This window comes from Spirillospora sp. CA-294931 (genome assembly GCF_050946795.1).
GTDB lineage: Bacteria > Actinomycetota > Actinomycetes > Streptosporangiales > Streptosporangiaceae > Spirillospora.
Genome location: NZ_CP192006.1, coordinates 8,716,597 through 8,728,841, shown reverse-complemented (window position 1 = coordinate 8,728,841; position 12,245 = coordinate 8,716,597). Strand labels below are relative to the sequence as shown.

Annotated in this window: 7 protein-coding genes; 1 reads left to right on the top strand and 6 read right to left on the bottom strand. The window is 73.0% G+C overall.

The annotated features are described in order from the left end of the window. Positions 1-8: 8 nt before the first annotated feature. The 5 genes from ACQPY4_RS39775 to ACQPY4_RS39755 all read right to left on the bottom strand — a co-directional run bounded on the left by ACQPY4_RS39775 (position 9) and on the right by ACQPY4_RS39755 (position 8,497). Positions 9-743 carry a thioesterase II family protein gene (locus ACQPY4_RS39775; RefSeq protein WP_433330218.1) on the bottom strand — a complete coding sequence of 245 codons (735 nt, stop codon included), beginning with the start codon at positions 741-743 and terminating at the stop codon, positions 9-11. After that, positions 740-5,923, bottom strand: a complete 5,184-nt coding sequence (locus ACQPY4_RS39770) for an amino acid adenylation domain-containing protein (protein WP_433330216.1) — start codon at positions 5,921-5,923, stop codon at positions 740-742. Before ACQPY4_RS39770 ends, ACQPY4_RS39775 begins: the two co-directional genes overlap by 4 nt. Continuing rightward, positions 5,920-6,228: an acyl carrier protein gene (locus ACQPY4_RS39765; RefSeq protein ID WP_433330214.1), complete on the bottom strand. Its 309-nt coding sequence runs from the start codon at positions 6,226-6,228 to the stop codon at positions 5,920-5,922. Before ACQPY4_RS39765 ends, ACQPY4_RS39770 begins: the two co-directional genes overlap by 4 nt. 239 nt (positions 6,229-6,467) lie before the next feature. Next, the gene (locus tag ACQPY4_RS39760; protein WP_433330212.1) at positions 6,468-7,256 is read right to left on the bottom strand and encodes an SAM-dependent methyltransferase; all 789 of its coding nucleotides are present in this window, start codon (positions 7,254-7,256) and stop codon (positions 6,468-6,470) included. Between the two features lie 80 nt (positions 7,257-7,336). Then, positions 7,337-8,497 (bottom strand): DUF5753 domain-containing protein, encoded by a 1,161-nt coding sequence (locus tag ACQPY4_RS39755; protein WP_433330210.1) that lies wholly within the window; start codon positions 8,495-8,497, stop codon positions 7,337-7,339. A gap of 309 nt (positions 8,498-8,806) precedes the next feature. Between ACQPY4_RS39755 and ACQPY4_RS39750 the strand changes: the two genes are divergently transcribed. After that, positions 8,807-8,977 (top strand): hypothetical protein, encoded by a 171-nt coding sequence (locus ACQPY4_RS39750; protein ID WP_433330208.1) that lies wholly within the window; start codon positions 8,807-8,809, stop codon positions 8,975-8,977. Here the strand turns inward: ACQPY4_RS39750 and ACQPY4_RS39745 are convergent. Next, complete coding sequence (locus ACQPY4_RS39745; RefSeq protein WP_433330206.1) at positions 8,958-12,224, bottom strand: DUF4132 domain-containing protein; 3,267 nt, start codon at positions 12,222-12,224, stop codon at positions 8,958-8,960. The genes ACQPY4_RS39750 and ACQPY4_RS39745 overlap by 20 nt on opposite strands. Positions 12,225-12,245: the final 21 nt, after the last annotated feature.

Genomic DNA, 12,245 nt, shown 5'->3' with positions numbered 1-12,245 from the left:
CAGATCGTTTAGGCGACGCGTTCGGCCAGGTCCTCGGCGAGCGCGGCGGCCAGCTCGGCCGGGGCGTCCTCCATCAGCCAGTGCGAGGCGTCCAGTTCCCGCAGGACCGGGCGCCGGACGCTCTGCCTGCGCCAGCCGAGCAGGCCGCCCCGGTCCAGCGAGGTGTCGTGGCGGCCGTACAGCACGGTGATCGGCACGGACATCGGCGGGCCGGGATCGTGCCGGTACCCGGCGAGCAGGCCGAAGTCGGCCCGCAGCGCGGGTTCCAGGATCGGCCGCAGCTCGTGCCGCTCGGCCAGCTCCGCCGGGACGCCGCCGTAGTCGATCAGGCGCTCCCAGAACAGCGCGGACGGGAGCGTGTGCAGCCGCCGCAGGAACACCGCCACGTCCGGCGCGGCGAACGAGCCGACGATCAGCCGGGCCGGTGGTCGGCCCAGCGCGTCGAGCCGGCGGCAGACCAGGTAGGCCAGCATGGCGCCGCTGCAATACCCGAACAGCGCGCGGGGGCGCGGCCCGTGCCCGGCGAGCTCGTCGGCCAGCTCCTCCACCAGCGCCGCGAGGTCGGTCCGCGGCGGTTCGGCCAGCCGGGCCTGGCGGCCGGGCAGGTTCACCGCCCACGGCTCGACGCCGGGCGGCAGCAGCGGCGCCAGCGGTGCCGGGGAGGCCGGTCCGCCGCCCGCGTGCGGGAACACCACCAGCTCCGCCTCGGCGCCCTCGCGCCGTTCGATCGGGACGAACATCATCCGGCCGCTCCAGGTGCCGCCAGGTGGGCCGAGAGCTCGGCCGGGGTCGGGTACTGGAAGATCACGGGAACCGCCACGGGATCGCCGGTGATCTCCTCCAGCCGGGTGGTCAGCCCCACGGCCAGGATCGAATGCCCGCCGTTGAGGAAGAAGTTGTCGTGCGCGCCGAGCTCCGGCCGTCCGAGCGTCTCGCGCCACAGGCCGACCAGCCGCTCGGTGAGCTCGGGATCGCCGCCGGTGGCCACGGCGGGCGCGGCGTGCTGGGGCGCCGCCGTCTCCAGCAGCTCCCGGTAGGCGATCTTCCCATTGGGCGTGATCGGGATCCGGTCGACGACCACGATGGCCGACGGGACGGCGTAGTCGGGCAGCCGCGTGCGGGCGTGCCGCCAGAGCTCGTCGCGCAGGGTCCCCTGCCCGCCGGTGCCGGTGTCGGGCTGCACGAACGCGACCAGCCGCCCGTCGGTCTGCGGGTCGCCCGCCAGCGTCACCGCCGCCAGGCGCACCTTGTGGTGCTCGTGCAGGGCGGCCTCGACCTCGCCCAGCTCGATGCGGTGGCCGCGCAGCTTGACCTGCCGGTCGGAGCGGCCCAGCATCTCCAGCGTCCCGTCGTGCCGCAGCCGCGCCAGGTCGCCGGTGCGGTAGAAGCGCCCGTGGCGCGGATGCGTCCCGAACCGCTCGGCGGTCAGCTCCGGCCGTCCGAGGTAGCCGACGGCCACCCCGGCACCGGCGATGCACAGTTCACCGGGCACCCCGGGCGGCAGCTCCTGCCCGCGCGCGTCGAGGACGAATACCCGCGTGTTCGCCAGCGGCCGTCCGATCGGCACCGGGTCCTCCGGCGACCCGCTCAGCTCGGCGGCGGTCGACCAGATCGTCGTCTCGGTCGGCCCGTACACGTTGAACAACCGGCATCCGCGCGCGAGCAGGTCGCGGGCCAGCGTCGCGGGCATCGGCTCGCCGCCGCACAGCACGGTCCGGCCCGCCAGCTCGCCGTCCACCTCCGGGACGGTCATGCGCCAGGCCGTCGGCGTCGCCTGGACGACCGAGACGTCCTGGTCCCGGATGAGGTCGAGGAACACGCGCGGCCGCAGCTGCGCCTCGTCGGAGGCGACCACGAGCCGCCCGCCGGTCAGCAGCGGCAGGAAGAGCTCCAAGGCCGAGATGTCGAACGCCGGGGTGGTCGACCAGAGCACGCCCGCCGAAGCCTCGACCGGCAGGCGATCGGCGAAGTCGCGCACGAGGTTGGCCAGGTTGCCATGGGTGACCGCGACGCCCTTGGGCCGTCCGGTCGAGCCCGAGGTGTAGATGACGTAGGCGGTGTCGCCCGGGTCCGGCGGCCCCTGGTCCAGGAGCGTCGCGGTGTCGCCGGGCGGCAGGTCGCGGACGGCGACGACGGACCGTCCCCCCGACCAGGCGGAGTGCGCCGTGCCCTCGTCGGCGACCAGGACGAGCCGGGCGTCGGCGTCCTCGACCTGGTAGGCCAGCCGCATCGCCGGGTGGTGCGCGTCCAGCGGCAGGTAGCTCGCCCCCGCCGCCCACACGCCGAGCACGGCCGACGCCAGGGACGCCGAACGTCCCAGGGCCAGCGCCACGATGTCGCCCCGCCGGACGCCCCGCGAGCGGAGCGCGTCGCGGATCGCCACGGCCCTGGCGAGCAGGTCGTGGTAGCTCAGCCGCAGCTCGCCGTCGACGACGGCCGTCTCCGCGCCGGTCCGTGCCGCGATCGCCTCGGCGAGCGTCTCGGGGGCACCCCAGTCGCGGTCGGTGCCGTTGGCGGCGTCCAGCACGGCCCGCTCCGGCCCGGACGCGAACTCCAGCTCGCCCACCGGACGGTCGGGGTCGGCGGCGGCGCGCTCCAGCAGCGCCTGGAGGCGGGCGACGAAGGCCACCATGTCCTCGTCGTCGTGCACCTCGGTGCTGTAGGAGACGCGCAGCAGGATCTCCTCCGGCTTGGGCACCGCGACGAACTGCATGTCGACGCGGCTGCGGTCGAAGATGTCCTTGACGTACTCGGGCATCTGCCCGCCGAACCTGATCCGCTCGTCGGTCCACGGCCGGTGGTTGTAGATGTGCCGGAACAGCGGCACCCGCCAGTCGCTGGTGCCGTGCCCGCGCTCGGTGATCACCACCTCGGCGGTGGCGCCGGTCTGCTCGAGCCCGCCGAAGAACGCCTCGCCGACGCGGTGCGCGAGCACCCGGAAGCTCTCGTCCGGATCGACCCGCACCCGGATCGGCAGCGTGCTCACGCCATAGCCCACCTGCTTCTGCGTGGCCGGGCGCCGGGTGTCGACCGGGACGCCGACCACCAGGTCGGGCCCGGCGCCGTGCCGGGCCAGCGTGAGGTAGAAGGCGCTCATCAGCACCAGGTTGTCGGTGACGCGCAGCTCGCGGCGGAGCGCCTCCATCGCCGCGCGCGCCTCGGGCGTCATCTCCCAGGTCCGCGTGCGCCCGGCGAACGTCGGCCGGGCGGGCGCGGGCCGGGTGCCCGGCAGCGCCATCGCCTCGGGGCGCACCCCGTCCAGATGGTCGAGCCAGTAGCGGGTGGCCTCCGGCGAGGGTTCCGGCTCCAGCAGCAGCGGGGCCGTCCCGGCCAGCTCGGCGGAGATCTCCCCGCGCTCGGCGAGGTCCCCGTACAGGCCGCTGAGCTCCTCGACCAGGATCTGCAGGGACGTCCCGTCGATCACGATGTGATGCGCGACCAGGCAGACCACGCTCGCCCCGTCGGGCAGGGTGAAGTGCCCGACGCGGACGGGGAAGTCGCCGCCCAGGTCGAAGGGGGCGTCCAGGAACTCCTGAAGGTCGGCGACCAGCTTCTCCTCGCTGGTGGCGCGCGTCGCCAGCTTGATCTGCGCGTCCTCGGGCGCGGTCAGGTGCTGGACGGGCACCCCGTTCAGCTCGGGGAACCGCAGCCGCAGCGCCGGATGGCGGCGCAGCAGTTGCTGCACCGCGCTCTGCAGCGGCCACCAGCGCAGCGCCTCCACCGTCCGGAACGCGATGCACAGGTTGGACACCCCGCTGTCGGGCGCGAGCTGCTCGAGAATCCAGAAGGCGTGCTGGGTGTCGCCGAGCGGCCGCAGCGGCTCGGCCGGTTCGGGGAGCCCGGCGATGGCGGCGGCCCGGGGAGCGGGTGCCGCCTTGGGGGTCTCGGTCTCGATCGGCGCGGGTGCGCTCGCCGAACCGAGCCAGTGGCGCCGGCGGTTCAGGGGATGGCCGGGCAGTGGCACCCGCTGCATCGGCTGGTCGCGGTCGACCTCGGCCCAGTCGACGGGGACGCCCCGCACCCAGAGCCGGGCCAGCGCGGCCAGGAGGCCGCGCTCGTCGTCCTCGGCGCCGACGTCGAGGACGACCCGGTCGCCGCCGTCCGCCGGGCGGTCCGCGCGGCCGGTGGGCAGGCCGTCCGGCTCGCGGACGATGCCGCGCACGGCCTCGTCCAGGCTCTTCGCGCCCGCCACGACCTCGGCCACGAGCGTGCCCGTTCCCTCGGCCACCACCGAGTCCGGCCGCACGCCCCACGACTCCCACGTGGCGGCGAGCGCGTACTCGACGGCGAACGCCAGGGCCGGGCCGCCCTCGTGCGGATCGACGTTCTCCCGCTCGAAGGCTTCCAGGCAGACGTCCATGGTCTCGGTGAAGACCCGCTGCGTCCCGTACAGCCCCGTCGGCATCCGGGAACGGTCCCTGCCCGGGAAGAGGAACACCACGTGCGGAGGGCCGCCCGTGGCGGACCCGGCGACGACGCCCTCGTTCGCGCTCAGCGCCTTGGCCGCCTCCGTCGCGTTCGCGCAGACGGCGGCCTCGCGCACGGGATGCTCGGTCCGGCCTCGCTGCAGCGTCGAGACGGCGGCGGCGAAGTCGGCGCCGCCGGACTCGGTGAAGCGGCGCGCGAGCGAGTCGCGGACGGTCGCGGCCGCCTCCCGGTCGCGTCCGGACCAGACCAGGACGCGGGGCCGCCGCTCGTCGTGGTCGAGGTGCGGCGGCAGCCCCTCCGTCACGACCAGATGCGTGTGGGCTCCGCCCGGGGCCGTGGCGTGAACGCCCGCCACGCGGGACTCGCCGCGCCACGGCTGCGCCTCGCGGACGGGCCGGAACGGGGTGTCGGCGAGCCCGGGGTTGGGCCTGCTCACGTTGATCGTGGCCGGGATCAGCCCGTGCTCCACGGCGAGGACGACCTTGACCAGCCCGGCGATCCCCGCGGCCGCGCCGAGGTTCCCGACGTTGGACTTGACCGAGCCGATCGGGATCGACCCTCGGGGCGCCTCGCCCATGTCGGCGTAGCCCCGGGCCAGCTCCGCGACCTCCAGGGCATCGGATCGGACCGTTCCCGCGCCGTGCGCCTCGACATAGGAGATCGCGTCCGGGCCGACACCGGCCAGCGCCATCGCCTCGGCGGCCGCGACGGCCTGGCCCCGGCCGGGCCTCCGCCCGTCGTGCGCGACCGCGTCGCCGCGGATGACCGCGCGCACCCGGTCGCCGTCCAGGATCGCCTCGTCCAGCGGCTTGAGGAGCACCACGCCCACCCCGCTGCCGGTGACGCCGCCCGCCGCCGCCGCGTCGAACGGGCGGCACCGGGCGTCCGGCGGGTGCGGTCCGCCCGGAACCCAGCGGTAGCCATGGCCATACGGGAACTGGACGTGCACCCCGCCCGCCAGCGCGAGACCGCATTCGCCCGACCTCAGCGCCTGCGCGGCCAGATGCACGGCGGCGAGCGAACAGGTCGACAGCCCGGCGGTGGGCCCCTGGAGATCGAGCAGCCCGGCCGCGAAGGCGGCGGGGTCGCGCGCGTCGTCGTCGTCCTCGCGGTAGCGGCCGGGTCCGGCGGCGCCGAAGACGCCGGTGTCCCGGGTGATGGCGGTCAGGTCGTAACCGGCGTCCTCGACCGCCGCGTGGACGGCCTCGGCGAAGAGCCGCAGCCGCGGATCGAGGAGGTCGGCGTCGCGTTCCGACAGCCCGAAGAACCCGGCGTCGAACCCGTCCGCGCCGGGCATCAGCGCGGCGGCCTTCACATAGGACGGGTCGGCGAGGTCACGCTCCGGCACGCCCGCGGCGAGCATGGCCGCGTCGGTCAGCGGCGTGACCGACTCCGCCCCTTGCCGGAGGTTGTCCCAGAAGGCCCGGTAGTCCGCGGCCCCGGGGAAGCGCCCGGCGACGCCGATGACCGCGATCGGCTCCAGCGGATCGGTCATCGAGGCGTCCCCCGATCCCGCCGCAGCCGCGCCCTGACCTCGCGGCGGCTGCCCCCGGTGCGTCCGCCCCGCACCGGCTCCCTGGGGGCGGGTTCGGAGGGCTCGCTCAGGTGCGCGGCCAGCGCCCCCAGATTGGGGTAGGTGAACAGCGCGGTGGCGGGAAGGTCGATGTCCAGCCGTTCGGTGATGGCCTCGTGCAGTCGCACCAGAGTGAGCGAGGTGAGGCCGGCCTCGAAGAAGTTCTCACCGACCGCGATCCGGCGCCCGACCAATTCCTCGATCAGTGCGCCGATCCGTTCGGCCATCGCGGCCTCTGGCGGCTGTCCCGTTGGGAACGGACGGACGCCCTGGGTCATCAAACGGCCCCCGGTTCGGCTGGCCGGGACGGGGTCACCGCCCGGACGAACGTGCCTGGAATGTGTCGATGATCTCATTTCGGAGATTCAAGACAAGCCTTGACTTGTCACTCATTTCGCGCCTTCCTCAAAAGCACTACAACTCGTCACCGGCCCGATCAGCACCGTGAGCAACGAGGGCCCCAAAGTCAGGGTTTGCGGCCCAAACCGCCGTAAGCGTCCACCTCGGGGATTCCTACATGGGCCGGATCTGGCCGCCAGTTCGGGATGGGAACGACCCCGGGTTCGATCAGGTCCAGACCAGTGAAGAACGCGGCGATCTGGTCTGGGGCGCGGAGTTGGTAAGGGACGGCGCCGGTGTCGTCGTAGCCCTGTTGGGCTTGGAGGAAGGCCGGGTCGGTGGAGGCGCCGTCATAGAGGCCCAGCCAGCTTCCCGGGGGGAGCGCGGCCAGGAGGGTGCGGGTGATGTCGATGGCTTTGGCGTGGTCGGGGACGTGGCCGAGGATGCCCATCAGCATCAGCGCGATGGGGCGGGAGAAGTCGAGCAGTTGGCGGGCGCGGCTCAGGATTTCTTGGGGGCGGAGCAGGTCGGCGTCGATGTAGTGGGTGGCGCCTTCGGGTCTGCTGGTGAGCAGGGCGCGGGCGTGCACGAGCACCAGGGGGTCGTTGTCGACGTAGACGATGCGTGCGTCGGGGGCGACGCGTTGCGCGACCTCGTGGGTGTTGTCCATGGTGGGGAGTCCGGTGCCGATGTCCAGGAACTGCCGGACGCCCTGTTCGGCGGCCAGGTGGGTGACCACGCGGTAGATGAATTCGCGGGAGGCGCGGGCCAGGTCGACGATGGCCGGATAGGTGGCCGCGTACGCCTCCCCGGCCTCCTGGTCGACGGGGAAGTTGTCCTTTCCGCCGAGCCAGTAATTCCAGATCCGCGCCGAATGCGGAACGCTGGTGTTGATCCGGTCGTCGTCCTGGGTCATCGCTGATCTCCGTGGCGCCGGGTGCGTCCGCCCATCACATCAGAGACCAGTTCATGACCGCACCCGTTGGCAGGAGCCGGTCAGCTCAGCCAGTCCAGAAGGCCGAGCAGGGCCTTGACGCTGTTGCCCGGATCCAGCGCCGACAGCGTCAGCAGCTCCAGCCGCAGCGAGAACCGCTCGATGTCGTCGGCCTCGTACAGGTACCCGGCGTGGTCGTCCCGTTCGAGGTAGACCATGTCGGTGTAGCTCGCCCCGGCGAAGCGCATGAGGATCGTCGGCTCCGTCGCCAGGATCCGGTCGGCCTTGCCGGGCTCCACGAGCTGGACGACGATGTTCCGGTAGCTGGTCATGGTGATCAGATGCTTGACCTGGTCACGGAGCACCGGCGCGGGCAGGTCCGGGTCCTGCAGCGCCTGCCGGTTGATCAACGCCCAGCAGATCGGCGGCTCGGGACGGCGCAGGACGCGCTGCCGCAGCATCCGCAGCTCGACCCGGCGGGCCAGCTCGTCCGCGCCGATCGACGGGTGGTCGCCCGCGATGACGTGCCGCGCGTAGAGCGGCGACTGCAACAACCCCGGAACCCGCCTCGGCGCGTAGATCCGCAGCCGCTCCAGCATCGGCTCCAGGCTGAGATAGGGCCCGAACCAGTCCGGGACGATGTCGCCGTACTCGCGCCACCAGTCCGAATGGCGCCGTTCGCGCACGACCTCCAGCAACCGCCGCATGGCCGCGTGCTGCCCCGCACGGTCGCCGCGCCGGAGGGTTCCCAGGTCGCGGAGCGCGGTGAGGGCCTCGTGCTCGTCGGTGTTCAGCGCGACCCCGCCGGGGGCGGCGCCGAGGACGCCCGGCGTCCGGTGCTCGGCGCCGTGCCGCTGCCACCCGGCCGGTTCCACGGCGTCCTGCCCGACGGCGTCGAAGCGGCGGCGGAGCTCCATCAGGGTCTCCATCCGGCTGAGGTCGCGGCGGCGCTCCAGGCCGATCTCGCGGAGCACGGCCCAGAGCGAGGCCACGCACTCCCATCGCAGGGCCTTGACCCGGCGGGTGGACGCCAGAAGCTCGTGCGTCGACGACGACGGCAGGCGCTCCACCGCCACGCCCGCGACCCGCACGCCTTCCTGCTCCAGACGTCCGGAGACGCGTTCGAGGGTGGAGTACGAGACCGGCCCGGTAACGCCCATGTTGTGTTTCAGGAGGGATATGACCGGAGTGATGTCGAAGCTCTTCGGGCTCTTGTTGGTCACGACCTTGTCCTAGACGATCAAGCGAAGCTCCCGTAGGCGACCATGGTCCTCCCTGGCCCCCAGAAAATCTGGTCAGGTGACACATTCGCCGTCTCGGTGAATTAGCGCACGCGACCATGCCGTCCAGCGTGAGGTCAGTGTAAATCCGGATGAACGACGGGCCCACCGGACGAAACACCCGGATACCCGCCAGTAGGTCTCCGGCCATCCGGGATCATCCGGGACAAGCCATAAGCCTCGCGCGCGCGGCGCGGGCCCCGCAGAGTGTTCCCACCGCCGGCAGCCACACCTCGCCGAAAGGAGCTGCCCGTGCGCGCCCGCCCGAATGAAACGATCACGAACCCCGAACGCCGGGAAACCGACCCGCCGTCCGAGCACGCGCTACCGCACTTCGCCCGGATGAGCCCCGACGAGCTCATCGACTACTGGGCCGACCGCACCATGGCCGACCCCGAAGGCCCTATCGGGGGCCTTCCGTGAGACGCGTCAGATCATGGACGATCTCCGACGCCACCGCCGGATCGAGATCCCCGAAGCGCAGCGCCGCGTCCCCGCGGGACCGGGCCCGCCGCGGCTGAACCGCCAGCCTGACGGCGGTGACGGTCTGATCGCCGAACTCCCCGCGACGCCCGTAGGTCAACCCCGGGCTCAGCTCGACGACGACATGGTGGTCACCGGCCCGGCGGGCGAGGCAGTCACCCTCACCGGCACTCCACCGTCCCTGCGACAACCCCTTGGCCCTGCCATACGGGGCGATCGCCCCCTCGAACCGAGCCAGCTCACCGCTCCGCCGCTCGTCCGGGGTCAGAACGAACACCGGACGTCCCAGCTGGGGGAACGGCTGGAGGATCTCGTAGTCGGCGAACACCTCGGTCCAAGTGGCCAGGTCGTCACCCAACCGGAGCGGATGCGCGACCCCGATCCTCGCGGCGTCGCCGGGCGCGAACGCGCCGTCGTCCACATCGGCGAACGAACCGTCCTCGGCCACCCGGAACGCGATGTCATCCGCGAGCCAGACCAGCCGCCGGACGATGTGCCACATCAGCGGATGCTCAACCAGATACCGGCGGAACTCCGCCACCGACCACCGGCGATCGGTGACCATGGCCTGTTCGAGCCGCCGGATCTGCCCCTCGGCGATCGCCTTGACCTCCTTCCGCAAGGCGGCGAACCGCGCCCGCGCCTCGGCGGCGGCCACGGCGTCATCGGACGCGGCGGGCTTGGGCAGGCTGGTGCGCCGCGCACCGTCCGCCCCGACGGCGAACGGCCTGAGCTGCTCGTCGAACCCGACCGTGAACCGCCGGGCCCCGTAGTCGAGCGTCAGGGAACCCGCGGCATCGAGACCGAAATCGGGAACGGCCCGGTCGGCCAGCTGCTCGGCGCTCAGCCCGAGCGCGGCGGCGACCTCCTCGATCTTCTCCAGCGCCCTGGCTCTGAGCGACTTGTACTTCATCCGCCGCGAGATCTCGTGCAGATGAAGCAGCGCGACATCGGACCCGATCGAGCCCAGGACGTCCAGCCCCGTGGCCGCCCGCGCGCTCAGCTTCTCCCCGGGCCAGGCCCGGATGAGCGGCGCCAACCGCCGCACCGTGTCATCGTCACCGAGCCATCCGAGCTGATGCAGCGCCCAGTTGTCCTTGGACGGCGCCCCCGCAAGCTGCCACCGTTGAAACACCGCCCACCCGAACCGCGCCAGCGACCGCGGATCGCACACCTCGCGCACGACGTCCAGACCCGCGTACACCGCGTGCGGCTTCGACATCGCCAGCATCGCCAGCACATGCCCGGTGGCGGCGTCCGGCAGGATCCGCTCGCACCCCCGCAGATGAATCGGCGGCAGCGACGCGGGATCAGCCCAGGCCGCGATCTTGGGCGGACGTCCCGGAAGCAACTCCAGCGGATCGGTGCCGAGCATCTCCTCGATCGCCCGCGCGGCCTCCTCCCCATGAACCCGCGCCAGGCTCACCACCGCCTCGGCGCCATGCGCCCCGGCCAGCAGCCGCAACGCGCCCTCCGCCGCGCGCCGGTCGTCCCCCGGCCGGTCGAGCGCGGCGGGCAGCAGCATCGGGACCGCCGCAAGCCCATGCCGCCCGAACCACCGTTGGGCCACCGCCCCGGCCACCTTGAGCCGCCCCAGCCAGTCGGCCATCATCCAGGCCACCTCGGCGTCCAGGAACGGGAGCAGCACGTTCCCCACCGCCGCGGGCGCCGCGTCGGCGAGCCTCAGGGCCAGCGGCAACACCTCCAGCTCGAACCGGCTGACCAGCGTCGGCAACCACTCGCCCGCCCCCGCCCCCGACCACTTCTCGGGCGCGCCGAGCAGCGGCCGGACGACCTCCTCCGGAGCCGTGGCGAACAGGGCCACCTTGTGAGCGCCCGACATCCCTTCGCCACGAGCACGCAGGACGGCCTTCTCCCAATCGCCGCCGCGCCCCGCCGTCCAGTAATACGTGTACCGATGGTCGGACTGCCTCCACCGCTCCCGCTCACCCGGCTCCCACAGAACCAGCGACTTCTCGGGCTCGGCCAGCCCTTCCAGCACGAACGCCTTCGGCCTGGCCCGCCGCCGCGTCCACGGCGGCTCGGCCAGCACCCCGGGCAGCTCCTCGGCCCGCTCGATCCGCGCGATCGACGCCAGCAGCGGCACGAGCGCCTCGCGAGCCTCCTCAGGTAGCCGATCCACCACCCCCGGGTCACCGAGCAGACACTCCACCAGCAAACCCTCGGCGACGTCCGACGTCCCGGCCAAGGGCGCCAGCAGCCGCGCCCCCCGCACCGGAAACCGCCGGAGAGCCTCCCGAAGCTCCCGCACGGCGCCGCGATCAACGAGGGCCTGGAACGCCACGTCCGACGGCAGCGCCGCCAGCGCCTCCAGAAGGATTTCCTCCTGGTAAGGCCGTTGCTCAAGGCTCCGCGCCAGCGCCCCCGCCGCCGCCTCCACCCCGACCCCCTCGACCAGTGTGGCGATCAATCCCGGACTCCACCGGACCCACCCCAGCCCGGCCCCGATCGCCCGTGCCTGCTCGGCCGTCCCCAGCGAGCAGATCAGCCGCTCAACAGACCCGGACCCACGATCCTGCCGGCAGCACTCGTCCACCCACTCCCGCTCCCCAGGCACGAGGTAGGAGACCAGCAGCCGCTCTGACGGCGTCCGCCGGTACCCGGCCAGCCTCTCGACGGCCTCCGCGTAATCCGCATCGCCGGCCTGGGCGAGCAGCGCCCGCAACCGCGAGGCGACGTCCAGCTCACGAGAAGGGTAGCCGTAACGGATCCCGATCTGGGACGGCGGCGGCGGGCCACCGGCATAGGCCACCAGCACAACGGTCCCGTTCGGATTCGCGGGCGGCTCGACGATCTCCATCCGCCCGTGCTCCAGAGCCGCCCCCACCGCGAAGCCGACCCCGTGCTCACCCAGCCAGGCGTCCAGGAACCCCGAACTCTCCTGGACCCACCAGCGCCACCGAACGATCGCGGCCACCCCCGCCGCCCCGGTCGCGTCGGGACGCCCGTCCAGATAGGCCCGCACCCGCCCAGCCAGCTCCGCGTCCGTCTCCGGATGCTCCAGAACGGCCTCGATCTGACCCCGCCGCTCGCGAATGACCGCCCGCACAGCGGCCCCCGCCTCCGCATCGACCACGAAGTCAGGCACATACCGCCCACCCCGCCGCGGATGCGACTCCCGCCACCAGGACTCGGGAAGAACCGCCACGTCCTCATGAACCGCCATGCCGCCGAACGCTAAGAGGCC